This window comes from Dactylosporangium sp. CA-233914 (assembly GCF_050942935.1).
Lineage (GTDB): Bacteria > Actinomycetota > Actinomycetes > Mycobacteriales > Micromonosporaceae > Dactylosporangium.
The window spans coordinates 512,895-538,186 of record NZ_CP192030.1 but is presented as its reverse complement, the minus strand read 5'-3'; the positions used below and the strand labels follow the sequence as shown (position 1 = coordinate 538,186).

At 71.5% G+C, this 25,292-nt stretch carries 26 protein-coding genes; 12 read left to right on the top strand and 14 right to left on the bottom strand.

Going from position 1 to position 25,292, the window contains the following annotated elements; all coding sequences use genetic code 11:
• Positions 1-71 precede the first annotated feature (71 nt).
• The 4 genes from hppD (at position 72) to hisC (ending at position 3,994) form a co-directional block, all read left to right on the top strand.
• Positions 72-1,229, top strand: a complete 1,158-nt coding sequence (gene hppD, locus ACQPY0_RS02455; RefSeq protein WP_432983923.1) for a 4-hydroxyphenylpyruvate dioxygenase — start codon at positions 72-74, stop codon at positions 1,227-1,229.
• A gap of 220 nt (positions 1,230-1,449) precedes the next feature.
• Positions 1,450-1,956, top strand: coding sequence for an RDD family protein (locus ACQPY0_RS02450; RefSeq protein ID WP_432983920.1), 507 nt, complete (start codon positions 1,450-1,452; stop codon positions 1,954-1,956).
• Positions 1,957-1,985: 29 nt separating this feature from the next.
• Entirely contained in the window at positions 1,986-2,960 is a 975-nt protein-coding gene (locus tag ACQPY0_RS02445) for an RDD family protein (protein ID WP_432983917.1), read from the top strand.
• Positions 2,957-3,994, top strand: coding sequence for a histidinol-phosphate transaminase (hisC, locus tag ACQPY0_RS02440; protein WP_432983914.1), 1,038 nt, complete (start codon positions 2,957-2,959; stop codon positions 3,992-3,994). Before ACQPY0_RS02445 ends, hisC begins: the two co-directional genes overlap by 4 nt.
• On the opposite strand, the gene ACQPY0_RS02435 is transcribed toward hisC, so the two are convergent.
• The 3 genes from ACQPY0_RS02435 to ACQPY0_RS02425 all read right to left on the bottom strand — a co-directional run bounded on the left by ACQPY0_RS02435 (position 3,991) and on the right by ACQPY0_RS02425 (position 8,590).
• A complete protein-coding gene (locus ACQPY0_RS02435) occupies positions 3,991-5,376 on the bottom strand; it encodes a PQQ-binding-like beta-propeller repeat protein (RefSeq protein ID WP_432983911.1) in 1,386 nt (461 codons plus the stop codon). The two genes, hisC and ACQPY0_RS02435, sit on opposite strands and share 4 nt — an antisense overlap.
• A gap of 828 nt (positions 5,377-6,204) precedes the next feature.
• The gene (fahA, locus tag ACQPY0_RS02430; RefSeq protein ID WP_432983908.1) at positions 6,205-7,416 is read right to left on the bottom strand and encodes a fumarylacetoacetase; all 1,212 of its coding nucleotides are present in this window, start codon (positions 7,414-7,416) and stop codon (positions 6,205-6,207) included.
• A 313-nt stretch (positions 7,417-7,729) separates the two neighbouring features.
• Entirely contained in the window at positions 7,730-8,590 is an 861-nt protein-coding gene (locus ACQPY0_RS02425; RefSeq protein ID WP_432983905.1) for a hypothetical protein, read from the bottom strand.
• A gap of 78 nt (positions 8,591-8,668) precedes the next feature.
• Between ACQPY0_RS02425 and ACQPY0_RS02420 the strand changes: the two genes are divergently transcribed.
• Entirely contained in the window at positions 8,669-9,832 is a 1,164-nt protein-coding gene (locus ACQPY0_RS02420) for a homogentisate 1,2-dioxygenase (RefSeq protein WP_432983902.1), read from the top strand.
• Between the two features lie 32 nt (positions 9,833-9,864).
• Here the strand turns inward: ACQPY0_RS02420 and ACQPY0_RS02415 are convergent, their stop codons facing one another.
• From ACQPY0_RS02415 to ispF, 3 genes are read right to left on the bottom strand one after another with little or no spacing between them, the layout of a single operon-like run.
• Positions 9,865-10,398, bottom strand: a complete 534-nt coding sequence (locus ACQPY0_RS02415) for an SMI1/KNR4 family protein (protein ID WP_432983899.1) — start codon at positions 10,396-10,398, stop codon at positions 9,865-9,867.
• Between the two features lie 19 nt (positions 10,399-10,417).
• On the bottom strand, positions 10,418-10,795 hold the full coding sequence (locus ACQPY0_RS02410) for a PPOX class F420-dependent oxidoreductase (RefSeq protein WP_432983896.1): 378 nt from the start codon (positions 10,793-10,795) through the stop codon (positions 10,418-10,420).
• The gene (gene ispF / locus ACQPY0_RS02405) at positions 10,796-11,272 is read right to left on the bottom strand and encodes a 2-C-methyl-D-erythritol 2,4-cyclodiphosphate synthase (protein WP_432994948.1); all 477 of its coding nucleotides are present in this window, start codon (positions 11,270-11,272) and stop codon (positions 10,796-10,798) included.
• Positions 11,273-11,374: 102 nt separating this feature from the next.
• On the opposite strand from ispF, the gene ACQPY0_RS02400 reads away from it, so the two are divergent.
• Positions 11,375-12,088, top strand: a complete 714-nt coding sequence (locus ACQPY0_RS02400; RefSeq protein ID WP_432983893.1) for a TVP38/TMEM64 family protein — start codon at positions 11,375-11,377, stop codon at positions 12,086-12,088.
• 404 nt (positions 12,089-12,492) lie between these two features.
• On the opposite strand, the gene ispD is transcribed toward ACQPY0_RS02400, so the two are convergent.
• Together ispD and ACQPY0_RS02390 are read right to left on the bottom strand one after the other, a co-directional pair.
• Entirely contained in the window at positions 12,493-13,119 is a 627-nt protein-coding gene (ispD, locus tag ACQPY0_RS02395; protein ID WP_432994946.1) for a 2-C-methyl-D-erythritol 4-phosphate cytidylyltransferase, read from the bottom strand.
• Positions 13,120-13,215: 96 nt separating this feature from the next.
• Positions 13,216-13,701 (bottom strand): CarD family transcriptional regulator, encoded by a 486-nt coding sequence (locus ACQPY0_RS02390; RefSeq protein ID WP_432983890.1) that lies wholly within the window; start codon positions 13,699-13,701, stop codon positions 13,216-13,218.
• Positions 13,702-14,065: 364 nt separating this feature from the next.
• Here ACQPY0_RS02390 and ACQPY0_RS02385 point away from each other — a divergent pair, with 364 nt between their 5' ends.
• Positions 14,066-14,824 carry a hypothetical protein gene (locus ACQPY0_RS02385; protein ID WP_432983887.1) on the top strand — a complete coding sequence of 253 codons (759 nt, stop codon included), beginning with the start codon at positions 14,066-14,068 and terminating at the stop codon, positions 14,822-14,824.
• On the opposite strand, the gene ACQPY0_RS02380 is transcribed toward ACQPY0_RS02385, so the two are convergent.
• Together ACQPY0_RS02380 and ACQPY0_RS02375 are read right to left on the bottom strand one after the other, a co-directional pair.
• Positions 14,810-15,826: a type III polyketide synthase gene (locus ACQPY0_RS02380; protein ID WP_432994944.1), complete on the bottom strand. Its 1,017-nt coding sequence runs from the start codon at positions 15,824-15,826 to the stop codon at positions 14,810-14,812. The genes ACQPY0_RS02385 and ACQPY0_RS02380 overlap by 15 nt on opposite strands.
• A gap of 20 nt (positions 15,827-15,846) precedes the next feature.
• Positions 15,847-16,554 (bottom strand): methyltransferase domain-containing protein, encoded by a 708-nt coding sequence (locus tag ACQPY0_RS02375; RefSeq protein WP_432983884.1) that lies wholly within the window; start codon positions 16,552-16,554, stop codon positions 15,847-15,849.
• A gap of 45 nt (positions 16,555-16,599) precedes the next feature.
• Here ACQPY0_RS02375 and ACQPY0_RS02370 point away from each other — a divergent pair, with 45 nt between their 5' ends.
• The 3 genes from ACQPY0_RS02370 to radA all read left to right on the top strand — a co-directional run bounded on the left by ACQPY0_RS02370 (position 16,600) and on the right by radA (position 19,745).
• The gene (locus tag ACQPY0_RS02370) at positions 16,600-17,421 is read left to right on the top strand and encodes a UbiA family prenyltransferase (RefSeq protein ID WP_432983882.1); all 822 of its coding nucleotides are present in this window, start codon (positions 16,600-16,602) and stop codon (positions 17,419-17,421) included.
• A 117-nt stretch (positions 17,422-17,538) separates the two neighbouring features.
• Positions 17,539-18,303, top strand: a complete 765-nt coding sequence (locus ACQPY0_RS02365; protein WP_432983880.1) for a hypothetical protein — start codon at positions 17,539-17,541, stop codon at positions 18,301-18,303.
• Between the two features lie 35 nt (positions 18,304-18,338).
• Entirely contained in the window at positions 18,339-19,745 is a 1,407-nt protein-coding gene (radA, locus tag ACQPY0_RS02360) for a DNA repair protein RadA (protein WP_432983877.1), read from the top strand.
• Between the two features lie 610 nt (positions 19,746-20,355).
• On the opposite strand, the gene disA is transcribed toward radA, so the two are convergent.
• A complete protein-coding gene (gene disA / locus ACQPY0_RS02355; RefSeq protein WP_432983874.1) occupies positions 20,356-21,495 on the bottom strand; it encodes a DNA integrity scanning diadenylate cyclase DisA in 1,140 nt (379 codons plus the stop codon).
• Between the two features lie 141 nt (positions 21,496-21,636).
• On the opposite strand from disA, the gene ACQPY0_RS02350 reads away from it, so the two are divergent.
• On the top strand, positions 21,637-22,197 hold the full coding sequence (locus ACQPY0_RS02350; RefSeq protein ID WP_432983871.1) for a hypothetical protein: 561 nt from the start codon (positions 21,637-21,639) through the stop codon (positions 22,195-22,197).
• A gap of 438 nt (positions 22,198-22,635) precedes the next feature.
• Here the strand turns inward: ACQPY0_RS02350 and ACQPY0_RS02345 are convergent, their stop codons facing one another.
• From ACQPY0_RS02345 to ACQPY0_RS02335, 3 genes are read right to left on the bottom strand one after another with little or no spacing between them, the layout of a single operon-like run.
• Positions 22,636-23,304 (bottom strand): hypothetical protein, encoded by a 669-nt coding sequence (locus tag ACQPY0_RS02345; protein WP_432983869.1) that lies wholly within the window; start codon positions 23,302-23,304, stop codon positions 22,636-22,638.
• A 60-nt stretch (positions 23,305-23,364) separates the two neighbouring features.
• Positions 23,365-23,874 (bottom strand): peptide deformylase, encoded by a 510-nt coding sequence (gene def, locus ACQPY0_RS02340; RefSeq protein WP_432983866.1) that lies wholly within the window; start codon positions 23,872-23,874, stop codon positions 23,365-23,367.
• Positions 23,871-24,380 (bottom strand): glycine cleavage system protein R, encoded by a 510-nt coding sequence (locus tag ACQPY0_RS02335; RefSeq protein ID WP_432983863.1) that lies wholly within the window; start codon positions 24,378-24,380, stop codon positions 23,871-23,873. Before ACQPY0_RS02335 ends, def begins: the two co-directional genes overlap by 4 nt.
• Before the next feature lie 16 nt (positions 24,381-24,396).
• Between ACQPY0_RS02335 and ACQPY0_RS02330 the strand changes: the two genes are divergently transcribed.
• Complete coding sequence (locus ACQPY0_RS02330; RefSeq protein WP_432994941.1) at positions 24,397-25,284, top strand: A/G-specific adenine glycosylase; 888 nt, start codon at positions 24,397-24,399, stop codon at positions 25,282-25,284.
• Positions 25,285-25,292: the final 8 nt, after the last annotated feature.

Below are 25,292 nucleotides of genomic sequence, written 5' to 3'. Positions count from 1 at the left end.
CCAATTGTGCAACCTGACCAGGAAGAATAGCCTTCGTTGCCCAACACCGGAAACCGGGCGAGGCTACGAACATGACCCGCGCTGTCGAAGACCTCAGCGAACTCATCGGGGCCGTCGAGCACGACGTCTCCCATGATCCGTTTCCGCTCACCGGGCTCGATCACGTCCGGTTCTACGTCGGCAACGCCAAGCAGTCGGCGCACTACTACTCGACCGCGTTCGGCATGACGCTGCTGGCGTACCGCGGCCCGGAGCAGGGCTACCGCGACCACGCCGAGTACGTGCTCAAGGCCGGCTCGGCGATCTTCGTCATGGTCGGCGGCGTGCACCGGCAGGCCGAGGCCACCCAGCACTACGAGCGGCACGGCGACGGCATCATCGACATCGCGCTCGAGGTGCCCGACGTCGACACCGCCTACGCGTACGCCGTGCGGCAGGGCGCCAAGGGCCTTGAGGAGCCGCACGACGAGCAGGACGAGCACGGCGTGGTGCGCCGGGCCGTCATCGCGACGTACGGCGAAACCCGGCACACGCTGATCGACCGTTCGCGCTACTGCGGCCCCTTCCTGCCCGGCTTCGTCGCCAGGGACGCGATCGTGACGCCGCCGGCCCGGCGGTACTTCCAGGCCGTCGACCACGTCGTCGGCAACGTCGAGCTCGGCCGGATGGACGACTGGGTCGAGTTCTACCGGCGCGTCATGGGCTTCACGAACATGGCGGAGTTCGTCGGCGACGACATCGCCACCGAGTACTCGGCGCTGATGAGCAAGGTGGTCGCGAGCGGCACAAGGAAGGTCAAGTTCCCGCTCAACGAGCCCGCCGTGTCGCGCAAGAAGTCGCAGATCGACGAGTACCTCGAGTTCTACGGCGGCCCCGGCGCGCAGCACATCGCCCTGGCGACCAACGACATCCTGCGCACCGTCGACGAGATGCGCGCGGGCGGTGTCGAGTTCCTGACCACGCCGGACTCGTATTACGACGATCCGGAGCTGCGCTCCCGCATCGGCCAGGTGCGCGCCCCGATCGAGGAGCTCAAGTCGCGCGGCATCCTGGTCGACCGCGACGAGGACGGGTACCTCCTGCAGATCTTCACCAAGCCTGTTCAGGACCGTCCGACGGTCTTCTTCGAGCTGATCGAGCGCCACGGCTCGCTGGGCTTCGGGAAGGGCAACTTCAAGGCGCTGTTCGAGGCGATCGAGCGAGAACAGGAACTTCGCGGGAACCTGTAACACTGTCCGGGTGACGTATCCGGGTCAGCCGCAGCCGGGTGGTGTCCCGAACTACGGGCCGCCACCCGGCTCTCCGCAGGGTTATCAACAGGGTTATCCACAGAGTGCACCGCCATCCACCGGTTATCCACAGGTCAGCGGCGCCCCGGGCGGATATCCACCGGTGGGTTATCCACAACCCACAGGTTATCCACAGGGGGCGTACACCGTGCCGCCGCCGGTGCCGCGCGCGCCGAACGGCATGCCGCTGGCGAACTTCGGCGACCGGCTACTGGCGTACCTGATCGACGCGGCCGTCCTGGTCGGCGTCGCGTTGGTGCTGGCGATCCCGACCGTCATCGGGATGTTCGCGGTGTTCGCCGGCGCGGCCTCCGCGGCCGGGGACAACCCGAACGCGGGGCTGCTGTTCGGGCTGCCGCTGCTCATCGAGCTCGGATACGTCGTGCTGATCGTCGCCGTGCAGTACGTGTACCACGTCGAGATGTTCGGCCGCACCGGCGTCACGTGGGGCAAGCGGGCCATGAAGCTGCAGATCATCCGCACCGACAACCCGGGCGCGCCGATCGACCGCGGCGTGCTGGCCAAGCGCTGGGCGACCCAGTTCCTGGCCGGCACCGTCGTGCCGTTCTTCTCCTACATCGACGGGCTGTGGCAGCTGTGGGACAAGCCCTACCAGCAGTGCCTTCACGACAAGGCGGCGTCCACAATTGTCGTTAAGGTCGGGTAGATGGTGAACGGCACGGAGGCGGAGGCGGCGTGACAGCGCCTGGGTGGTACAAGGACCCTGCAGACCCGGACGTCCAGCGGTACTGGGACGGGGAGGGCTGGATCGGCGAGTCCATCCCCGCCTCGGAGCCGGCCCCGGCCGGACCGCCGGAGATCCCCGAACAGCCGGTCACGCCGGCCGCCCCGTCGGGCCCGGTCGTCACGACGCCCGGTGCCCCGCTGCCGCAGGGCGCGGTCGTGCTCCCGCCGGGCACCCCGATCCCGCCGGGCGGCTTCCCGCCCGGGCAGCTGCCGCCGGGCGCGATCGTGCTGCCCCCCGGCACGCCGCTGCCGCCCGGGCTGCGACCGCAGGGCACCCTGCCGGCGGGCGCGGTGCAGGTGCTCCTGCCGCCGCAGGCGACCCCGTTCGGCGCGGGGCTGCCGACGGTGCGCCCGCACGGATACGACATCGCCCCGGTCGGCTACCGGCTGCTCGCCCGGCTCATCGACATCGTGGTGGTCGGCGCGATCATCGCCGCCGTCGCCGGGTGGTTCATCTGGCAGTACATCGAGGAGATCTCCCCGATCTTGTCGGAGTTCCTCGCCCGCCGCAACGACGGCGAGCCGCTCACCGACGTGACCGCGTCCAGCCGGGCGCAGTACCTCGTGATCGTGATCGTGATCCTGATCGCCGCGCTGTGGTTCGCCTACGAGGTGCCCGCGATCGCCGGGGGCGGCCAGACGCTCGGCAAACGGATCATGAAGATCCGCGTGGTCGGCCTCGACGCCGACCAGCCGCTCGGCTTCGGCCGGGCGATCCGCCGCTGGAATCCGCTCGGCCTCGGGGTGCTGCTGTGGACCGCCTGCGGCATCGGCTTCCTGCTGCAGTTCATCGACAGCCTCTCGCCGGTCATCGACTGGCCGCTGCACCGCGCCTTCCACGACCGCACCGCCGGCACCGTGGTGGTGATGGCGCAGCGATCCCCGAATGCTCCCCCGCCCGACAACGCCGGAGACCAACCATGAGCCTCACCCGCCCGGATCTCGACGCCCTTCCCGCCTACGTCCCCGGCCGCTCCGTGCCGGGCGCGATCAAGCTGGCCAGCAACGAGGTGCCCTACGGCCCGCTGCCCGGCGTCGTGGAGGCGGTCACCGAAGCGGTCGCCGGCGTGCACCGGTATCCGGACATGGGCGTCACGCAGCTGCGCGAGCGGCTGGCCGAGCGCCTGGGCGTCGACGCCGAGCGCCTCGCAACCGGCTGCGGCTCCGTGGCGCTCTTCGAGCACCTGTTCCGGGTGGCGTGCCTGCCCGGCGACGAGGTCGTCTATCCGTGGCGGTCCTTCGAGGCGTACCCCATCATCGGCGCAACCACCGCCGCGACCAGCGTGCGCGTGCCGAACACCGCCGAGCACGCCCACGACCTCGACGCGATGGCCGCGGCGATCACCGAGCGCACCCGCATCGTGATCGTGTGCAACCCGAACAACCCGACCGGCACCGCCGTGCGCAAGGCCGACCTCGACGCGTTCATCGACCGGGTGCCCGGCAACGTGATCGTGGCCCTCGACGAGGCGTATCGCGAGTTCGTCACCGACCCCGCCGTGCCCGACGGCCTGGTGGAGTACGGCGACCGCCCCAATGTCGTCGTCCTGCGCACCCTGTCCAAGGCCTGGGGCCTGGCGGGCCTGCGCATCGGCTACCTCATCGGCTCCCCGGACGTGGTCGCCGCCGTGCGCAAGGTTGTCACGCCGTTCTCCACCTCGCTCGCCGCGCAGGCGGCGGCCCTGGCCGCCCTCAACGCCGAGGACGAGATGCGGCGGCGGGTGGAGCTGGTCGTCGCGGAACGGTCGCGGGTGGTCGAGGCGGTCCGGAAGGTGTACCCCGATGTGCCCGAGACCCAGGCGAACTTCTTCTGGCTGCCGCTGGGCGACGCCTCGGCCGAGTTCGCCGCGACCTGCGAGCAGGCCGGCGTGATCGTCCGTGCCTTCCAGGGCGACGGCGTCCGGGTCACCGTGGGCACGCCCGAGGAGAACGACGCCTTCCTGCGCGTGATCCTTTAACCGATCCCCACCAGGACCACCGTGTCCTGGCTGAAGTAGTACCTGTCGTCGATCTCGGATTCCTTGGTGGTCTGCAGCCGCTCGATCACCAGGTATCCGGCGTGCAGGTAGTACATGCTGTAGACGAACCGGTCCGCGGGCCGGATACGCAGCTCGGTGCTCGACGTGACGGCCCCGGTCTCCAGGTTGAGCACCAGCAGCTGATACTCGTTGTTGACCAGGTAGACGTTGCGCTGGTCGCCGCCGATCAGCCGGCCCGCGACCTCCGACATCCACAGCCGCTGCCCGCTCGTGCGCGAGAACGCCCAGATGTATCCGCCCGTCATCTGCTGCGCGACGATGTCACCGACCGCGAACACGGTGTCCTTGTCCGCGACGGGCTCGGCCTTCACGGTCCGGTCCGCCGCCAGCGACCAGTACGCCGGCGTGATCGTGCCCACCCCCGAGGCGGCGTCGGTGTACGTCACGACGTCCCCGGTCGGCGCGGCCTTGAACATCGCGCACCCGGACCGCCCGAGCTGGCACGAGGCCGGCTCGATGAACCAGTTGCTGACGTTGTCGGTCCCGAGCGAGGCGCCCGGCGGCCGCCAGGTGCCAAGCGGCGCCCCGCTGGCCGAGTCGTACATCTCCAGGGTCGCGGGCTTGGTGCAGGTGTTCTTGACGAAGTACGTGTCCGCGCCTGTCCAGTCGTTGCTGCGGCACCCCGGCTCGTTCGTGAACGACCGCGTCCACTTGATCGTCCCGTTGACCGGATCGATCCCCTCGACGACGTCCTTCCCGGTCGCGATGACCACGGACTGCCGATCGGTGGCGGAGGCGCTGACGAACAGATCCTCCGGCGACCACATCGTCTTGGCCCCGGTCCGCCGCCCCTTGAACGACTCCCCGTCGGCCGGATCGATCTTCGCCTGCCAGACGATGTCGCCCTTCTCCGCGTCCAGCGCGACGATCTCCCCGTCCGACCACTTCGTGACCACGACGGACAGCCCGACCCCACTCGCCGGCTTCTCCACCTCCACAATGGAGACGACCTCGGCCGGCCACCGCCGATACGACCAGTGCGGCGTCATCATCCGCTGCGCGGTGACCGGAGTGTCGGCAAACACCCGCCGCTGCTCGGTGTAGACCCGCAGCCGCCCCTCGACAATGAGCGGCGCCGACGGCAACTCTGAATACTGAATGGACTTGATCGGCTCCGGCGACGGCACCGGCTTGTCCCCCGCGCGACTGACCGTCTCAGCGGGCTTCAGCGTGCGATACGCCGTGATCCCCATCGCGCCCACGACGACCAGGACGAGCAGCCCGGTGAGCACAAACCGCACCGGCTTCGACCAGCTACGCGGCGAAACCAGCCGCCGCAGCCCGCCCGAACTCGTCCCCATAACCACCTCCGCGGGCACCATACCCGCCGCACTCCCACCCGCGCGCACGGCGACCTTCGATCCGCAGCAGACTCACACCACACTCCCACCACAACGTGACCTTCACCCCCGCCACCTCCGCAGCCGCCGCTCGCCCCGAGGACCTGCAGCGCCTCACCGACGGAGGCCTGGCCGCCTCCCCGCTGCACGAGATGCTCATCGACCTGGCCACGCTCGGCGGGCAGCCGGCGCTCAACACCGCCGGCCCGCCCCCAGTGCGCCTGCCCGTCGCGGGCTCCATCAGCCCAGCGCATCCATCCGCCGTGCAGGAGCCCCTGGTCCGGGCCCTGGACACCATCGGGCTGCTGGTCCTCGCCTCGGGCAAGGTCACTCACGCGAACTTGCGCCCTCACCCAGCCGACCCTCCGTCCTCACGAGCCCGAACGACGCTCCGCCTCCGGCCGTCGGCGGGACCAACCCTCCACCGCCCTTTCCGCACGACTAACCGGCCACGCCTCTGCCCCACCCACACCTTTCACCCAAACGTGGACCGTCCCGCCGCAGGCGAGGCGGCCATCACCCGCCGCACGCGCCCCACGCGGCCCGGGTCTTCCCCGCAACTTGCCGTCCCACGTGACCCATCAGCTCCTCGGCCGCGCCGACGGACTCCTCGATCATCAGCCCTCGCCGCACGCCCCGATCCTCCCCGCCGATCCGGCGCTCCCCGCGGGACCCGACCGCACGACCACGACTCGGCCTCGGAGCGGAACACGACGCCCCTCGGCCTTTCCGCACGGCCTTCGGTGATTCACGCGCGTCCGCAGCCCGGCCCGGCCCGGCGGCGGCCTCTCACTCCGGCTTGGTGATCGTGCCGGTCACCTCCCCGAACCCGATGCGCGCCCCGCCCGGCCCCGGCGCCGTCGCGCGGATCGTCACCGTGTCGCCGTCGAGCAGGAACGACCGGGTGGTGCCGTCTTTCAGCTGGATCGGGCGCGCGCCGTTCCAGGTCCGCTCGATGAAGGAGCCGGTCTGCTCGGGGCCGGGGCCGGAGACGGTGCCCGACGCGTACAGGTCGCCGGTCCGCGCCCACGCCCCGTTCACGGTCATGTGCGCCAGCTGCTGCGCCGGCGTCCAGTACATCCCGGCGAACGGCGGCCGCGAGACGAGCGTGCCGTTCCAGAAGACCTCAAGTCCGATGTCGTATCCGTAGTGCTCCCCCGCCCGCAGATACGGCAGCACGGCCGGCTCCTGCCGCGGCCCCGGCACCCGGGCCGCGTCGAGCGCGTCGAGCGGCACCACCCACGGCGAGACCGACGTGCGGAACGACTTGCCCAGGAACGGCCCGAGCGGCTGGTATTCCCACGCCTGCAGGTCCCGCGCCGACCAGTCGTTGACCAGCACCGCCCCGAACACGTGCGAGCGGAAGTCGTCGACGGCCACCGCCCCCTCCGACGGCACGCCGACCACGAACCCGACCTCGGCCTCGACGTCCAAGCGCGTCGACGGCCCGTAGACCGGCCCAGCCTCGTCCGCCACCTTCCGCTGCCCCGACGGCCGCGGCACGTCGGTCCCGGAGACAACCACGGTCCCGGCCCGCCCGTGATAGCCGACCGGGAGGTGCTTCCAGTTGGGCAGCAGCGGCTCCGCGTCCGGCCGGAACAGCCTGCCCAGGTTGGTCGCGTGCTCCAGCGAGGAGTAGAAATCGACGTAGTCGGCCACCTCGAACGGCAGCTCCAGCCGCACGTCGGCGACGGCCAGCAACAGCGGCTCGACCACCTCCCGATAGCGCGCCGTGCTCAGCAGCTCCGTCAGCCGCTCCCGCACCCGCACCCAGACGGGCCGCCCCGCGCTCATGAACCGGTTGAGGTTCCCCTGCCCGAGAAACGCCCCGCCCGCGTCGATCAGCCCCCGCCCCTCGGCCGCGGCGAGATTGAGGATCCGGTCCCCGATCCGCACGCCGGTCCACCGGAACCGGTCCTGCCCGAACGCGCAATACGGCAGGTTCTCCACCCCGAACGGATCATCCTCAGCCAGCTCCAGCCAGCCCGCCGCCCCACTCACCGCCCACCTCCGCAAGTCACGAGCCGCTGCCCACCCGAGTCGAGCGCGGCAAATCCGACAGACCCGATATGTCCAACCACACCGCCGCTCGCGGCGGCAGGATCGCTATGTTCGCGGGTGATGTCGGCGGATGGCCCCGCCAGACCCGCTGCCGCGGAACGCGTGATCCCGGCATCGCCGCCCGAGCCACCGCCGGGCGGACGGGACGACAGCACCCGCGGCAGTGCCAGCCAACGCACGGCCCGCACCGCGGCTCTGATCGCGGCACCGCCGCCCCGGCCGAAGGCCATCCGCTTCAGCCGCACCGGGGCCCTCATCGGGCCGGCTCCGCGGGCGTCGGGCGGGGTCGTTGCAGCAGCCCCAGCGTCACCAGGTCGGCGACCGGATCCTTGACGCTGCAGCTGCCGAATCCCACCCACAGCGGCCGCTCCCGCCCCAGCTCCGGCGCCACCCGATCGGCCAGCGGCAGCGGCTCGGTGGCACCCAGGATCGGTGCGAGATCGCCGGGGTCGCCCCCGTCCGCCGCGGCCAGGACCGCCGCCAGGACGTTGAGGAAGCCGTGGTGGACCAGGCCCGTCTCGGCGTCGGTGTGCCGGACCGCGTGATGCAGTCCGGCGGTCAACTTGAACGGCAGGTCGCGGTCGCGGCAGGCGCAGATCACGGACGCGAGCTCCGCTGGGCTCGGGAAGAGCTCGGCGGCCAGCCCGCCCGTGCGGAACTTGGCGGCGACCGGGAGCCCCTCGGCGCGCAGTTGGGCGAGCGCGTCCAGGGCTGACATGAGGCCCCAGGCGAGAGGCACTTCGAGATACAGCCGCAGGGGCTCTTCGCTCTTCCGCGAGAGCGTCGCGAGCCGCTCGATGCCGGGCAGCGGATCCTCGCCCCGCTTGGCGACCGGGCTCTCCAGCTGGCAGGTGCCGGCGGGCAGGTCGCCGAGGGCGGCCTCGACGGTGGCCGGGTCGCCGACCAGGCCGACAGCGGTGCCGGGCGGGGCGAGGGCGCGGAACGCGCGACGGTCGGCGACGGGGATGAGCAGTGGGCCGATGAGCTGGGCGAACCAGCTCCGCCGGTGCTCGGCGTGCGCGGGCACGGCGTCGGTCAGCGCCGCACTGCCGGGCGGGAACACGGCGGCGTCGTCGACCAGTGCGGTCAGCAGGGTTGGCACTGCGTTTGACACGGCTTCCGAATCTAGTGGACGCTTTAGAGGGCGGACAACTTCGTCCGCTATCCGGACACTCCGAAATGGAGGGCCGTGATGCCGTACTACCGCCGCGTCGGCGAAGTGCCGCCGAAGCGCCACACCCAGTTTCGCCAGCCGGACGGCTCGCTGTTCGCGGAAGAGCTGATGGGGCAGGAGGGTTTTTCGAGCGACTCCGCGCTGCTCTACCACCGCAACCGGCCGACGGCGATCCTCTCGGCGGTGCCGTTCGAGCCGCCCGCGTGGTCGCGGTTGCCCAATCTGCCGCTCAAGCCGCGCCACTTCCAGACCGGCAAGATCGGCGGCGACAAGGTGGACGCGGTGCTCGGCCGGCAGCACCTGCTCGCCAACGACGACGTGCGCATCTCCTACGTCGAGGCGACCGAGCCGTCGCCGCTGTATCGCAACGCGATCGGCGACGAGTGCCTCTACGTCTCGGCCGGCTCGGTGACGCTGGAGTCGACCTTCGGCGTGCTGGAGCTGGCCGAGGGCGACTACGCGATCATCCCGACCTCGGTCATTCATCGACTGGTGCCCAACAACGGGCCGGTGAAGCTGCTGGCGATCGAAGCAACCGGACATATCGGACCCCCGCGGCGCTATCTCTCCGTGCGTGGACAGTTCCTGGAGCACGCCCCCTACTGCGAGCGGGATCTGCGTGCTCCAGCGGAACCCATCCTTGCGGAGGGGTACGACATTTCTGTGCTGGTGCAGCACCGGCGGGGCTGGACCGAGCACATTTACGCAAATCACCCATTCGACGTCGTCGGCTGGGACGGCTGCCTCTACCCGTGGGCCTTCTCGATCCACGACTTCGAGCCCATCACCGGGCGCGTGCACCAGCCGCCGCCGGTGCACCAGACGTTCGAGGGCCCCAACTTCGTGATCTGCTCGTTCGTCCCCCGCAAGGTCGACTACCACCCGCTGGCGATCCCGGTGCCGTACAACCACCACAACGTCGACTCCGACGAAGTGCTCTTCTACACCGGCGGCAACTACGAGGCCCGCCGCGGCTCCGGCATCGAGCAGGGCTCGATCTCGCTGCACCCGAGCGGCTTCACGCACGGCCCGCAGCCGGGCGCGGTCGAGCGCGCGATCGGCGCCGAGGCGTTCGATGAGCTCGCGGTGATGGTCGACACGTTCCGCCCGCTCGACCTGTGCGAGCCGGCCGTCGCGATCGAGGACGCCGGCTACGCGTGGACCTGGGCGCGCAACGACTAATCACGGCGATGGCGCCGGGTCGTACTGAGGCGTCACCAGTCCAGGTACCCGTCGTCGTTGACCTCGACCGGCAGGCCGGCGGGCGACTCGCCGGTCTGGAGGGTGTGCAGCATCGTGGCGAGGGCTTCGGCCAGCGAGGGCCACGTCGGATGGTCAGCCGGCGCCCCGTCGGTCCACGTGAAGGTGAAGACGGCGCCGGCCGGATCGGCGGTCTCGACGACGAGATAGCTGTTGGTGAAGGACGACCCGGCAGCGAGCCACGAGGGCTGCCACACGGGCGGCGATACGGCGCCGCCGACCCTGCGATTGGACTCGGTAATCGAGACGATGTCGCGGGTGCCGAGCATGCCGTAGCTGGGAGCGACGGTCATGGGCAGGTCGCTGTCGCCGCCCCCGTTGTGCCAGCGCAGCAGGGTGACAAGCTCGCCGGGCAGCGGCAGGCCGAGCCCGCGGCGCAGCGCGTCCAGGTCCTCGTCGGTGGCGGGCGGCCCGAGCTCGGCGGCGGTCGCCGGGGCATTGGCGCGCAGCCAGTCTTCGATGCTCGTGAGCGTGTCGGTGAGGTGCACGGCGATAGCTTGAAGCGGCCTAGTGTTCGATCACCTTCGTCGCGCTCACCCGGACAACGACCCGGACCACGTCGGGGCGTGGCTCGACCCAGGGCTTGCCGTCGTACGCCCGGCTGAGCTCGTCGATCAGCTCCGGGCCACCCTCCTCGGTGAGGGTGACGGTGCCGCGGACCTCGACGTAGCGATACGGGTTGGCCGGGTCGTACACGCACAGCGAGACGCGCGGGTCGCGCTCCATGTTCCGGGTCTTGCGCCGCCCGCGGATCGTCGAGAAGACCACGTCGCCGGCGTCGTGTTTGGCCCAGATCACGCTGCTCTGCGGCCCGCCGTCGGGGTTGACGGTGCCGAGCACCAGGAACGCCCGCCGGTCCAGCAGCTCACGCAGGGTGTCGTTCATCTATGCCTCTTTCACGATTTGGTAGATCAGCGCCACGGCGGTCGCGGCGAGGCCCTCGCCCCGCCCGGTGAAGCCGAGGCCGTCGGTGGTGGTTCCGGAGAGCCGTACGATGGCGCCGATGGCGTCGTGCAGAACCCGCTCGGCCTCGGCGCGCCGCGTGCCGACCTTGGGCTTCACCCCGATGACCTGCACGGAGACGTTGCCGATCTCGAAGCCGGCGGCACGGACCCGCCGAGCCGTCTCGCGCAGCAGGGTCACCCCGGACGCACCCGCCCACTCGGGCCGCGACGTGCCGAAGTTCGCCCCGAGATCACCCAGCCCGGCCGCCGAGAGCAGCGCGTCGCAGATCGCGTGGGCGGCAACGTCACCGTCGGAGTGCCCGGCGAGCCCGTCGACGCCCTCCCACCTGAGCCCGGCGACCCAGCAGTCGCGCCCGGGCTCGAAGGCATGGACGTCCGTACCGTTACCGATCAACATCACTTCGGGAGGGTACGACGTTCGGTGCTCGGCCGTGAACCTTCGGTTGCCGAACGCTCGTCGGGGTCGGCAGTCCGGCGAGATGGGCCTACGCTGGGTCGGGTGCGCAGCGACCTGACGACCCCGACGAGCCACAAGCCGTGGTGGCGCACCGGAGCCGCGCTTCGCTTCGGTGCGCTCGCCGTGCTCGTGCTCACCCTGTCCGTGGCGATCATCATCGTTCACCCGACTCGGGCGTCCCTGGCCCACGCGATCGGCCCGAATCACCCCATGGCCCCGATCATCGCGATCGGCGGCTCGGCCGTGCTGACCACCGCCCTCGCGCCCCGCACGCTGCTGGCCGGCGTCGGGGGGCTGCTGTTCGGTTTCGTGGGCGGCGCGCTGTACATCATGCTGGGCGTCACCCTGGGTGCCCTGATCGCCCACACCGTCGGCCGCCTGCTCGGCCGCGACTTCATGGCCCGCCACCTCAGCGGCCGCCTGCTGACCATGGAGCAGGCCGTCGCCAAGCGCGGCGTTCTCGCGATCGTGATTTCCCGGATGGTACCTTTCGTGCCCTTCGGCATCGCCAACTACATCTTCGGGACCACGAGCGTGCGGATGAGCGCCTTCATCACGGGCACGGTGCTGGGCGCCCTGCCGGCCACGCTGGCGTACTCGGCCCTGGGCTCGGCCACCGCCCGCGGCGACGCCCTGGGCATGTCGATCGCGGGCGTCATGATCGCCACCCTGGGCATCGGCGGCTCGGTCGGCAGCTTCCTGCTGTGGCGCCGCCGCCCCCGCAAGACCCCGACCCCGGCTCCCTCCCCCGCCTGACCCGATCGCCTCCGAGAAGCGGCCACCGCTTTCCGCACTCCAGCGCCGCGCGACGCGGCATGGTCCGGCTGCCGCAGCGTTATGGCAGGAGGGCCACGAGCGAGACCTGATTGCCGGTCATTTCAGGGTGATTCGCCGTTGTCGCAGACCTCTGGCTCCGGTACCTCTCACCCAGGAGGCCAGCGCCCCGCGGCCAAACGCTCACAGGTCGCCGAGGCACATCTCGCCCGAGTCCTAGGGCGGCGTTCATTCGGCGACATGTCCGAAATATCGCCCGCGATGAGACACCAGAGCGACGGCGACGAGAACCCGAGGCGGCGACGCCAGAATCGGATTTTCCGCCTGCCGGGGTATAAGTCCGATAAGTCGCGGCGCGGAGCGCCCGACTTATCGCCCAAAACCCATCAGAGCAGCAGCGAAGCCACTTCGAGATCGAACGGCCGGGTGATCTTCAGGGCCGCTTCGGACCCCGGCACCGTGTGCACGGCAACACCGATCCGCTCCGCCATCCCGGCGTCGTCGGTGTGCTCGTCGACGGCGGCCTCATGCGCCTTGACCAGGACATCGCGCCGGAAGCCCTGCGGCGTCTGCACGGCCCGCAGGCAGGAGCGGTCCACGGTCTCGACGACCGCGCCGGAAGGCGAGACCCGTTTGATGGTGTCGACCACCGGGAGAACGGGTATGACCGCGCCGTGCCCCCCTCGTATCGCATCCGCCACGGACTCCACCAGCTCCGGTGGGGTCAGCGCGCGCGCCGCGTCGTGCACGAGCACGATGTCGAACCCGTCGGGCACGGCGGCCAGGGCAGCGGCGACAGAGGCCTGCCGAGTCGCCCCGCCGGCCACGACGATCACGGGCGCGACGGGCGCGAGCATCAAGGTCACGTCGGACACAGCGTCGGCCGGCGCCGCGATGACGATGCAGCCGACGCTGGGCGCAAGGGCCAGACGGCGTACGGCATGAACGAGGAGTGGTTCGCCGCCGAGCAGGCGAAGTGCCTTGGGGCCGCCGGGTCCGAGTCGGACCCCCATACCTGCGGCCGGCACGAGGACCGCGACGTCACCACGCACAAACACGTGCGCCGTCACGTCGCGGTCCTCGATCGAAGGGATAGCCGGGCTGGAATCTCAGGCCTCGGTCAGCACCTTGTCGAGCAGCGACTCCGCCTCGTCCTTGGTGCTCTTCTCGGCGAGCGCCACCTCGCCGACAAGGATGTCCCGAGCCTTGGCGAGCATGCGCTTCTCGCCGGCCGACAGACCGCGCTCACGGTCGCGACGCCACAGGTCACGGACGACCTCAGCGACCTTGAGCGGATTGCCGGAGGCCAGCTTCTCCAGATTCGCCTTGTAACGCCGCGACCAGTTGGTCGGCTCCTCGGTGTGCGGAGCGCGGAGGACGTCGAAGACCTTCGTCAGGCCTTCTTCGCCGACCACCTCGCGCACGCCGACGATCTCGGCGTTCTCGGCGGGCACCCGCACCGTCAGGTCACCCTGAGCGACCCTGAGGACGAGATACTGCTTCTCCTCGCCCCTGATGACGCGAGTCTCGATTGCCTCGATGAGTGCGGCCCCGTGGTGGGGGTAGACAACGGTCTCGCCGACACTGAAAACCATAGGTTCGAAACCCCTTTCGCTGTGTCTAGGGTAACACGGTCACGCGCTGTCGTCCCACCCCAGAGAGCAGCATTCGCGCAGGTCAGAACACATGTGAGTCCCCTTTCTCCCGCTTGACAGGAATCGTGGAACCTGCTGTGTAGCGGATCAACAACCCGGAGCACGCACAAATGACCTGCCAGTCGGACATATCCGATTGATTACGGCAAGTGTCTCCCCGCGCACGCGCAAGGTCCAGTTCCGACACCCTGTGTGACGTGACCAGCGGCGGAGCGTCGATGATACGCACAGATCTCGATGTAGTCACCTCTGGTGTATGGCGGTCGGGTGAGGGAAAGTTGAGGCAGGTGCGAGGAGAACAGCGATGGGTACGCTGCGTGGCGACAACGGCGGTGGTGATCGACCACAAGAGGGTGGTGGCCTGCCGGATCTCCCGCCTGAGTGGGGAACGATCATCATCCCCGACGATGCCGCCGCACTCGACCACGAGGGCGCGACCATCCGCCGACAATTCCGCCGGGCCGCAATCCGCCGCAGCTGGCGGCGCCGGTTCCACCTGCCGCCCGAGCCGGCGCGGCGGACCACCGACGATTCGCCCGGACTCGCCGTACCCCTGCTGATCATGTCGATCGCGGTCGTCGCGACGCTCGTGAGCCTCTTCGCCGTCGTGTGGCCCGGGCGCGCCCCCAGGACCACGCCCCGGCTCACCCCGCCCACGTCCGCGGCCGCCGCCGTGTCGCTGACCGGCGTGAGCCTGCAGGACGCCGAGGGCGCGCCGGTCGGGCTCACCGAGCTCACCCCGGTCGTCATCCTGCTCGTGGACGGCTGCACCTGCGAGCAGCTGATCCGAAGCACCGCCGACGCCGTCGCCGCCGCGAAGGGCACCGCCAAGGTCATCGTCGTCGCCACCCGGGCGCCCACGCTGCCGAGCGAGCTCAACCCGCAGGCGACGGTCCGCTCGCTGGCCGACCCGAACAACTCCGTGCGCGCCTCGGTGCCCGCCCTGGCCGGCGAGCGGACCACCGCCGCCGTCCTGGTCGCCGGCGACGGCCATCTGCTGCGGGCGGTCCGCTCCGTGACGTCGCCCGACTCCTTCTCCGAAGAGCTTTCAAAGCTGCAGTAGTACCCCGTAAAGTGTGAGCCCCGGCCCGAACGCCAGCGCCACCATGGTGCGCGGCGGGCCGGCGGCGCGGCGGCGTAACGCGTCGAGGATGAGCAGCACCGTCGGCGAGGAGCAGTTGCCGTGCGCCGCCAGCGTGCCGCGCGACTCGGCCAGGGCGGACTCCGGCAGCGCGAGCTGATCGCGCACGACGTCGAGAATCCGCGGCCCGCCGGGGTGCACAGCCCAGCCGTCCACGTCGGCCACCGCCAGCCCGCGCGGCGTGAGCAGCCGGTCGACGAGGTCGGCGACGTAGATCGACAGCACGTCGGGGACCTTCGGCGACAGGCCCATGCGGAAGCCGAGATCGGTGACGTCCCAGGTCATGTGGTCCGCGGTCGCGGTGTCGGTGACCGCGGCGACGTCGGACACGTCGTGACCGGCCGCGCCTGGCACGAGTACCACTGCGGCGGCCGCATCCGAGAACAGCGCGTGCGCGACGATCTGCTGCGGGTCCTCGCTCGGCGGCTGCACGTGCAGGCTGGTCAGCTCCAGGCAGAGCAGGACGGCCGGGCGCCTGCGCGCGGCCACGTAGTCCGCGACCGCACCGAGCCCGGGCAGGGCCGCGTAACAGCCCATGTGGCCGATGAACAGCCGCTGCGTGTCCGGGGCCATGCCCAGGTCACGGGCGAGGAGGATGTCGAGGCCGGGCGTGGCGTAGCCGGTGCAGGAGCACACCGCGAACAGCCCGATCTCGTCCGGGCGCAGTCCCGCGGCGTCCAGCGCCCCGGCGACGGCGTCCTTGCCAAGAGGAAGGGCCTCGGCGAGGTACCGGTGCATGCGCTCACCCGTCGACCACGACGACGCGTCCTCCAGCAACGGGTTGACCGCCCCGTGCCGCGTGACCACACCCGAGTTGGCGAAGATCCGTTTCGCCAGCCCCCGGCGGGGCCCGTCGTAGTGCCGCCTGAAGTAGCCGTCCCACACCTCGTCCTGGCTCATCTGCCCGGGAAACGTCGCGTACATCCCCGCGATGGCGGCACCGGTCACTGACTCCCCTTCCTGCCGCGCCCCTGGTAGAGGATCGCGGTCGAGAACGTCGGCACGATCGGCACGGCGTTGCGGCGGGTGGCCAGCCAGCGCGCGAGGGCCGGCAGGGCCGGGCGTACCCCGCGCACGTCCAGCGGCACCCCGTGGCGCGCGCACTCGGCCCGCAGGCGCCGCGGATCGACGAACAGGGCGGGGTCGTGGATGCCGCGCACCGCGGGCAGCACGGCCTCGGCGAGGCGTACGGCAACCAGCCGCGCCAGCGCCGTATCGGCCAGCGTGTCGAGCACCAGCCAGCCGCCCGGGCGCAGGATCCGGCACGCCTCGGCGACGACCCGCGGCAGGTCCGGCACGTGCTCGAGCAGCTCGCCGGCGCTGACGACGTCGGCGCTGGCGTCGGCGAACGGCAGTTGACGCACGTCGGCGAGGATCGGGGTGACGCCGTGCGCGGCGGACTGCTCCAGGCCGGAGACGATGAGATCGACGCCGATGTGATGGTACCCCTTGCCGGCCACGTGCGGGGCGAGCAGCCCGCCGCCACAGCCGAGATCGACCAGCACGGCGCCGGGGCGCTCCGCGGGCGGGATCAGCCGGGCACGGGCCTTCGCCAGCCAGTACAGCATCGACAGCGGGCTCCCCGGGCGCCACCACTCGCCGGCCAGGTCGTCATACTGACCGGGATCATTGCGAGCGCGCCGCAAGGGCATGAGACGAGCCTGACATGGAACCCCTCCGGCGGCCACACTTGCCGAGTGTCGGTTGCGATCTCGCTACTGCGTGCGAGCCACCCGGAGCCCGCCGCCGGGGTCACCGCGGTCGCCGTCCTGCTCTCCGCCGGCCTGGACCGGCCGGTTCCCGGGGTGGTGGCGGCCGGGGCGACGGTACTGTCGAGTCAGCTCGCCATCGGATGGGTCAACGATGCCCTGGACGCCGACCGCGACGCCGCCGCCGGGCGGGCGGACAAGCCCGTCGCGGCCGGGAAGGTGTCGCGCCGGCTCGTGCTCACCCTCGGGGTGGCGGCGGCCGCCGTCTGCGTGCCGCTGGGCTTCCTCTCCGGGCCGCAGGCCGGCCTGCTCTCGGCGCTGGCGCTGGTCTCGGCGCTGCTCTACGACTGGCCGCTGAAGGCGACGCTCGCCTCCGTGGTGCCCTACGTGGTGTCGTTCACCTGTCTGCCCGCGTTCGTGGTGCTCGGGGCGGGAAAGACGCCGCCGGTGTGGCTGCTGGCCGCGGGGGGCCTGCTCGGCGCGGGCGCGCACTTCGTCAACACGCTGCCGGACCTCGCCGCCGACACGCGCGCGGGGGTGCACGGCCTGCCGCAGCGCTTCGGGCGGCGGGGATCGCTGGCGTGCGCGGCGGTGCTGCTGCTCGCGGCGACCGCGGCGCTCGCGTTCGGGCCGCCGGGTCCGCCGCCGGTGCTGTTCTGGCCGGCCCTCGCGGCCGCGCTGATCGCGCTCTCCTGGGGTTGGTACCGCATGAGCCGCGACACAGCTTCCCGGGCACCCTTCCTCGCCGTCATCGTCGTGGCGCTGATCGATGTCGCGTTTCTCCTGCTCAGCGGCCTGAACTTGGATTGATTCCCCTTTGCCAGGGTGGGCGTAATCGCTCGATCAACGGCATCTAGGCTGTAGTGCGGCTGCATCTCTGGCCGACCCACACCGCACCCCGCCGGCCCTTGATTTGGAGGAACCAAGGTGACGCGTAAGACTCCGGCCATGCCGCTGGCTCGCCGCCGCACAGTGCTGGGCGCCGCGCTCATGGCAACGGCCGCGCTTGGCGTCGGCCTGCTCTCCGCGTGCGGGTCCGGTCAGGTCACCCAGACCGACACCCAGGTCGCCGCCGTCCCTGGGGTCAACGTCAACAGCGCCGACGGCAACATCGTGCTGCGCGACGGCGTGGTCGCCTACGCCGACCAGTACAAGCCCGGTTCGACGGTCCCGATCAACGTCCGGCTGTTCAACAACGCCACGCAGGCGGCCACGCTGACCGGCGTGACCAGCGACAACGGCACGATCGTCCTCGTCGGCGGCGCGTCCGCCGCGGCGGCGCCCGCCTCGCCCTCGCCGACCACCGCTTCCCCGACCCCGCCCGGGTCCAAGAAGCCGTCGGGCAGCGCCAACCCCTCGGGCAGTGCCAACCCCGAGGTTGGCGAGTCGGCGTCCGAATCGCCCGCGGCCGCGCCGTCACCGACCTCGGCCGGCAACGCGAAGATCTCGGTCCAGATCCCGGTCTCGGGCATTGCGGTGCTCAGCCGCGACAGCGGCACGTATCTCGCCGTCGACAAGCTCACCGGCGCGCCGCTGCTGTCCGGCGGCTCGCTGCGCAACGTCGTCTTCACCTTCGCCTACGCGGGCGGCGGGACCACCACGATCACCGTCGCCGAACTGCCGATGACGCCGCCGCTCACGCCGCTGCCGAAGCCGAGCTCGGTCGTGCACAACGAAGAGGGCGCCGAGTAACCGGTTTTGTCGTACCCCTCCGCTAGCTTCGGGGTGTGACGAAGACCAGGGGCTCCACCTACGAATGCGACGTCTGCGGGCACCGGCCGCCCAAGTGGATGGGCCGGTGCCCCGAGTGCGGTGAGTGGGGCGCCATCCTGGAGCTCGCGGGCGGCGCCGCCGTCGCCGGCCCGGCCGCCCTGCGCGCCGTGTCGCCCCGCGCCCCGCTCGAGCCGGCCCGCCCGATCGCCGAGATCAGCGCCGCCCCGGCCAAGGCCCGCCCGACCGGCGTCGGCGAGTTCGACCGGGTCCTCGGCGGCGGCATCGTCCCCGGCGGCGTGGTCCTGCTGGCCGGCGAGCCCGGCGTCGGCAAGTCCACCCTCCTGCTCGACGTCGCCCAGCAGTGGGCTGTGCAGGGCGAAAGCCCGTCCCTGGTGGTCAGCGGCGAGGAGTCCACGAGCCAGGTCCGCCTGCGCGCCGAGCGCATCGGCGCCCTGCACGAGCGGCTCTACCTCGCCTCCGAGACCGACCTCGGCGCGGTCCTCGGCCACCTCGACGCGGTCAAGCCCGGCCTGCTGATCCTCGACTCGGTCCAGACCGTCTCCGCCCCCGGCGTCGACGGCGTCGCCGGCGGCGTGACCCAGGTCCGCGCGGTGACCGCCGCCCTGGTCGCCATCGCCAAGGAGCGCGGCCTGGCCACCGTCCTCGTCGGCCACGTCACCAAGGACGGCAATGTCGCCGGCCCCCGCGTCCTGGAGCACCTGGTCGACGTGGTCCTCAACTTCGAGGGCGACAAGCACTCGTCCCTGCGCATGGTCCGCGGCCTGAAGAACCGCTTCGGCGCCGCGGACGAGGTCGGCTGCTTCGAGATGCACGAGGGCGGCATCACGAGCCTGCCCGACCCGAGCGGCCTGTTCCTGACCCGCTACGCCGACGCCGTCTCCGGCACCTGCGTCTGCGTGGCCATGGAGGGCCGCCGCGCCCTGGTCACCGAGGTCCAGACCCTGATCGGCGCCCAGATGCCAGGCTCCCCCCGCCGCACCGTGAGCGGCCTCGACTCGGCCCGCCTGGCCATGGTCCTCGCAGTGCTCCAACGCCGCGCCGGCATCCAGCTCCACGACCGCGAGGTCTACGCCGCCACGGTCGGCGGCCTGCGGGTCACCGAGCCGGCCGCCGACCTGGCCCTCGCCCTGGCGGCAGCCTCAGCCGCCCACGAGCTGCCGATGCCACCCGACCTGGTGGCGCTCGGCGAGGTAGGCCTGACCGGCGAGGTCCGACGCGTGGGCGCGGTGCCCCGACGGCTGGCGGAGGCAGCGCGGCTCGGGTTCCGGTTCGCGCTGGTCCCACCGGGCTGCGGCCCCGCGGCCACGGGCGTCACACCTCCGGGAATGCGGGTCCTGGAGGTCAACGACATCCGGACGGCGTTGCACTACGCGGTCAAGGCCACCGCTGAGGATGTCTGAGTCCAGGTCTTGAAGAGCGGGGGGCCGAGGGCCGGGGAGGCACAGCCCTGTCCAGGCCCGCCGGCGGTCATTGCTGTCGCGGCGTCCGTGCGGCTGCGGCGGGCCGGTCGGCTGAGCACGGCGGGCACGGCGGGCACGGCGCTCGACCGGCCCTGACCATCTGGTCGGCGGAGCGGGGTTGACATGACGCTCACCCAGCCACGACCGGCCGGATCGGCGGAACACGGCAGGCGCGACACTCGCCCAGCCCGGCGGAGGGCGGTGGCACGACACTTGCCCAGCCATGACTGGCCGGCAGGTCGGCGGAGCGCGGTTGACATGGCCCTCGCCCAGCCATGACTGGCCGGTCGGCGGACGCGGTAGGCACGACGCTCACTCGGTCGTGACCAGCCGGTCGGCGGGGCGCGCGGTTAACATGGCGCTCGCTCGGCCGCGACTGGCTGGATCGGCGGGACGCCGCCGCGTCCTCGCCTCGGCCCGGCCGGTTTGCGATGGCGCGGGCCGGCGCCTTGTATCTGCGGGCGAGCCGGTTGGCTGGGCGCATCGGCGGAGTGCTGGCGCGGCGACGTTCGATCCGCGGCGGCGCGTGGTCGGCTGGGCGCTTCCGTTCCTAGACGTAGCGCTCAAGGATTGAGGCCTCGGCCAGGCGCGACAGGCCCTCGCGAACGCCCCGGGCCCGGGCGTCGCCGACGCCCTCGACCGCCTGGAGGTCCTCCACCGTGGCGCCCAGCAGGCGCTGCAGGCTGCCGAAGTGCTCGACCAGCCGCTCCACCACCAGGTGGGGCAGCCGCGGAACCTTGGCCAGCAGCCGGAAGCCCCGCGGGGAGACCGCCGCGTCCAGGGCGTCGCTCGCGCCGGGGTAGCCAAGCGACTTGGCCACCGCGACCAGGTCGATCAGCTCCGTCGCGCTCAGGGCGTCGAGCTCCTCCAGCGCGTCGTCCGACGAGCGGGTGCGCCGGCCCGAGGGCACGTAGTCGCGGATGACCAGGGTGCGGTCGGCCTCGACGCCGGCCATCAGCTCCTCGAGCTGGAGGGCGAGCAGGCGGCCGTCGGTGCCGAGTTCGACAACGTAGCCCGCGATCTCGTCGGCGATGCGGCGTACCATCTCCAGCCGCTGGACGACCGCCACCGCGTCGCGGACGGTTACCAGGTCCTCGATCTCCAGGGCCGACAGGGTGCCGCTGACCTCGTCGAGGCGCAGCTTGTAGCGCTCCAGCGTGGCCAGGGCCTGGTTGGCCTTGGACAGGATGGCCGCCGAGTCGTCCAACACGTGGCGCTGGCCGTTGACGTAGAGCCCGATGATCCGCATCGACTGGCTGACCGAGATCACCGGGTAGCCGGTCTGCTTGGCGACGCGCTCGGCGGTGCGGTGGCGGGTGCCGGACTCCTCGGACGGGATCGTCGGGTCGGGCATGAGGTGCACGGCCGCGCGGACGATCTTGGCGCCGTCACTCGACAGCACAACCGCGCCGTCCATCTTGCAAAGCTCGCGGAGGCGGGTCGCGGAGAACTCGACGTCCAGGGGGAAGCCACCGGTGCAGATCTGCTCGACCACGCGGTCGTGCCCGAGCACGATGAGGGCACCGGTCCGGCCGCGCAGGATGCGCTCCAGGCCGTCGCGCAGGGCGGTACCCGGGGCCATCAGGGCCAGGGTCGCGCGCATGGGATCGGCACCGGGCAGCGCGGCGGCCCAGCCCCCGATGAGGCCGGTGTTGGCGCCGCCCCTGCCGGGCTCGCGGTCAATCGGCACCCGCACAGTCTACGGATGGCCGCGCATCCGGTGCTGGTGCGGTATCGACCCAGCCCGTAGAGTGGGCAGATGCCATCCACCGATTGATTGCGGTTGATTTCCGAGGGGTTCCCGCACGGTGGCCGGTCCGGAGCGGATCGAATGGCGACGGAGTTTCCGTCCCGGCCCCTGGGAACGCTCACGTGGTACGTCGCCTGTGCCGCCCTCGCCGTCCTGCTGGTCCGCGCCCTGTTCGGCGACGAGCCCGAAACCCTGGACTCCGGCGCCCACAACCCGCTCGCCGAACTTCCGATGTGGACGGCCGGCCTGGCCGCGGCCGGCGCCGCGCCGATCGCCCTGTCGGTGGCGCGCCGCCCCCGGGTAGCCGCGAACCACTTCGCGCTCACCGTCCGCCCCGGCTGGGTCCGCACGCTGGTCCTGCCCTGGTCCCGCGTCGGCGAGGTGGCCGCCATCGAGGTGGCCGGCGAGCGGTATCTCACCGTCCGCCTCCAACCAGGTCTCGACCGCACCGGCTCGAACCCGGCCTGGGTCGACCAGACCGTGCTGCGCAAGCTCGCCAAGGCCAGCGACCACGGCGCGCGGGGCATCAGCCTCGCGGTCCGGCTGCGGGACTTCAACGGCAGCCCCGACGGCCACCTCGCCGCACTCGCCGCGTTCGCCCCGGACCAGGTCCAGGTCGCCAACCGCCTGGAGAAGCGATAACCAGGCGGGCGAACATCCAGGAACTAACCGGGAGAACATCCAGGTCGCCGGCCTACGGCAGCGCGCCTGCCGGCGATCGGCGAGCCCAAGGTCGCGGTCGGCGTGTCCGGCGACCTCGACTCGACCCACGCGCCCATCGTCGCGACCCGGGCGACAAACCGAGCCAGGCGCCCGAACACCGAGCGGTACCGAGCCGAGCCGCAGGCAACCCGACCTGCGGAAGCGGGTAACCGCGCTGGAGCGCAGGTAACCGAGACGGGAAGCGGGTAGGCGAACCAGGAAACACCGATCAGGCAGGAGAAAGCGCCGGGGCGGAGAAGCGTCAGCACGGAACGCGGCTCCAGGGTGCTGCTCCGCCCTTCAATGGCACCTTAACATTCAGCACCTAATTGATCATCACGGCGATCGATCAATTCGTCACGCTGAGCAATCAGAGCATCACGTCAGCTGGACCTGCACCGGGTCGCTCAGCTTTGTGCCCAGGCGGCCCACCAGCTCGTACTTCCCGGCCGGCGGCGTCTCGCGGTTCGCGCAGCCGTTGTTCGTCGCCTTGCCGTTCCACACGTTGGTGAACGAGACCTCGATGCCGGGCTTCAGCACGGTCATCTGAGTGCCGTGCGGCGCGTCGCACGTATCCGAGGACCAAATTTTGCTGGCGGCGACCTGCAGGTACAACTCCTGCGCATCCGCCCCGACGTCCCGCGAGCAATCGTGGCCCGACGTATTCTTGATCTTCAGCATGAACTTGAGGTAGGCACCGCGGAACTGGACCGCCTGCTCGGGCGTGGCGATCAGGGACAGGTCGGCGTCGGCGCACGGCGGCGCCGTCGACGGCGGCGGGGCAGCCGGCGAACTCGCGGCGGGCGGCGGCGCGGAGGACGTGGGCGCGGGGCCGCCGGTCGTCGGCACCTGGATGGTGACCGTCGGCTCGGGGGCCGGGCTCGTCGCGTCGGCCGTACCCGACGTGCGCCGCTGATCGTCCCCGTCGCCGCCGCTGCCGCCGCAGGACGTCCACAGCATGAGCGAGGCGACGACGAGCACCCCGCCGACGATCGCTCGGCGCCGCCAGTAGACGCCGGCAGGCAGTGGGCCAATCGTCAGCTTCATGATGTACTCACCGTATCGAGGGAACCGTCGGTGACCGTGGCGGCACGCCGTGAGAAGCGCTCAGAGATAGACCTTGCGGGCGTAGACCGCGTGCGCCCCGGCGACCCGGTCGAGGAACAGCAGGCCGGAGCAGTGGTCGATCTCGTGCTGCAGCGCCCGGGCCTCGAAGGCGTCCGTGGTGATCTGGATCTCCTCGGTACCCCCGGGAGCGAACCCGGCCACCACGAGCCGGTTGGCCCGCTTGACGTCGCCGGTGAGGTCCGGCACCGACATGCAGCCCTCGCGCCCCTTCTGCCACTGCGAGGCCTCGACGATCCGCGCGTTGCACAGCACGAAGGCGCCGTGTGTCGTACGTGCCTTCGGGTGCCCGGTGACGTCGACGCAGAAGATCTGCGCGGCGACCCCGACCTGCGTCGCGGCCAGCCCGACGCAGCCGGGCGAGACACGCATGGTCGCCAGCAGGTCCTCGGCGAGCTGCAGGATCTCGGGGGCGGTCGGGTCGACGGGCTCGGTCGGGGTGCCGAGGACGGCGGCTGGTGCTTGTACGACCGGCAGAACGACGCCGCTCACAGCAGATCCGCGTCGGCCGGGCGCAGCGAGACCTCGACGCCGAGCCGGTCCGCCGCGGCGCGCAGGGCCGCGTCGAGCGCGTCCGGGTCGGCGACGTCGAGCTCCGCGACGACCACGTAGAGGCTGCCCGACAGCCGGGTCGTGAGGTCCGTGATGTTGCCGCCGTACTCCGCGACGGTGCGGGTGAGAGTCGCCACAATCCCGAGCCGGTCGGCGCCGTGGACGGTGAGGACGTGGTGGGTGCCGGCGGGCTCGTGCACCGGCTCCTCCATGACGCCGCGCACGGTGACCAGCAGCGTCCGGTCGGCCGTCAGCGGCTCCAGCGCCGTGTCGATCTCCTCGGCGGTCGGCGGTCCCGCGCACACCAGCGTCATCGCGAAGTGCCCGCGCAGCCGGGTCATGGTCGAGTCGGTGAGGTTGAGGCCAAGGCGGGCCAGGATCTCGGCGACGTCGGCGATGATGCCGGGCCGGTCGTGGCCGATGACCGTGACGGCGTACTCGTTCACAGCCTTATCCTTGCGTATCGCCAATCACCGCAACACAGAGACCACCATCGCGTCCATTCTGACGCGGTGGTATTCCGCCAACGCCCGCGACCTCGCGTGGCGCCGCCCCGGCGCGACCCCGTGGGGTGTACTCGTCTCCGAGGTCATGCTCCAGCAGACCCAGGTCTCACGGGTGGAGCCCGCCTGGCAGCGGTGGATGGAGCGCTGGCCCACCCCGGCCGACCTGGCCGCGGACCCGCCCGGCGAGGCCATCCGCGCCTGGGACCGCCTCGGCTACCCGCGCCGGGCCCTGCGCCTGCACGCCTGCGCGACCGCGATCGTCGAGCGCCACGACGGGGTCGTACCCGACGATGTCGAGGCGCTGCTGGCCCTGCCCGGCATCGGCGTCTACACGGCCCGCGCGGTCGCCGCGTTCGCCTTCCGCCAGCGCCACCCGGTCGTCGACACGAACGTGCGCCGCGTCGTGGCCCGCGCGGTCGCCGGCACCGCGGACGGCGGCGCCAACACCACCCCCGCCGACCTGCGCGCCGTCGAGGCACTGCTGCCGGAGGACGACGAGGCCGCGGCCCGCGCGTCGATCGCGTTCATGGAACTCGGCGCCGTCGTGTGCACCGCCCGCGCGCCGCGCTGCGAGGAGTGCCCGCTGACCGTGGTGTGCGCGTGGCGGCTGGCCGGATCGCCGCCGTCCGACGGGCCGGTTCGCCCTTCCCAGCGGTACCACGGGACCGACCGCTATGTCCGTGGCCTGTTGATGGCCGTCCTGCGCGCCAGCGACGACCCGGTGCCGGCGCAGCGCCTCGACGCCGTGTGGCCGGACGTCGACCAGCGCCGCCGAGCGCTGGCCGGGCTGCTGGCCGACGGGTTGGTGAACCAGCGGGAGGGGACGTTCACACTGCCGGGGTAGGTTGCAGG

Coding starts and splice junctions, on each gene's coding strand:
- hppD (WP_432983923.1), top strand. CDS start 72: ATGACCCGCGCTGTCGAAGACCTCAGCGAACTCATCGGGGCCGTCGAG.
- hisC (WP_432983914.1), top strand. CDS start 2,957: ATGAGCCTCACCCGCCCGGATCTCGACGCCCTTCCCGCCTACGTCCCC.
- ACQPY0_RS02435 (WP_432983911.1), bottom strand. CDS start 5,376: ATGGGGACGAGTTCGGGCGGGCTGCGGCGGCTGGTTTCGCCGCGTAGC.
- ACQPY0_RS02420 (WP_432983902.1), top strand. CDS start 8,669: ATGCCGTACTACCGCCGCGTCGGCGAAGTGCCGCCGAAGCGCCACACC.
- ACQPY0_RS02410 (WP_432983896.1), bottom strand. CDS start 10,795: ATGAACGACACCCTGCGTGAGCTGCTGGACCGGCGGGCGTTCCTGGTG.
- ispF (WP_432994948.1), bottom strand. CDS start 11,272: ATGTTGATCGGTAACGGTACGGACGTCCATGCCTTCGAGCCCGGGCGC.
- ispD (WP_432994946.1), bottom strand. CDS start 13,119: ATGGGGGTCCGACTCGGACCCGGCGGCCCCAAGGCACTTCGCCTGCTC.
- ACQPY0_RS02390 (WP_432983890.1), bottom strand. CDS start 13,701: ATGGTTTTCAGTGTCGGCGAGACCGTTGTCTACCCCCACCACGGGGCC.
- ACQPY0_RS02385 (WP_432983887.1), top strand. CDS start 14,066: ATGGGTACGCTGCGTGGCGACAACGGCGGTGGTGATCGACCACAAGAG.
- ACQPY0_RS02380 (WP_432994944.1), bottom strand. CDS start 15,826: ATGTACGCGACGTTTCCCGGGCAGATGAGCCAGGACGAGGTGTGGGAC.
- ACQPY0_RS02375 (WP_432983884.1), bottom strand. CDS start 16,554: ATGCCCTTGCGGCGCGCTCGCAATGATCCCGGTCAGTATGACGACCTG.
- ACQPY0_RS02350 (WP_432983871.1), top strand. CDS start 21,637: ATGGCGACGGAGTTTCCGTCCCGGCCCCTGGGAACGCTCACGTGGTAC.
- ACQPY0_RS02345 (WP_432983869.1), bottom strand. CDS start 23,304: ATGAAGCTGACGATTGGCCCACTGCCTGCCGGCGTCTACTGGCGGCGC.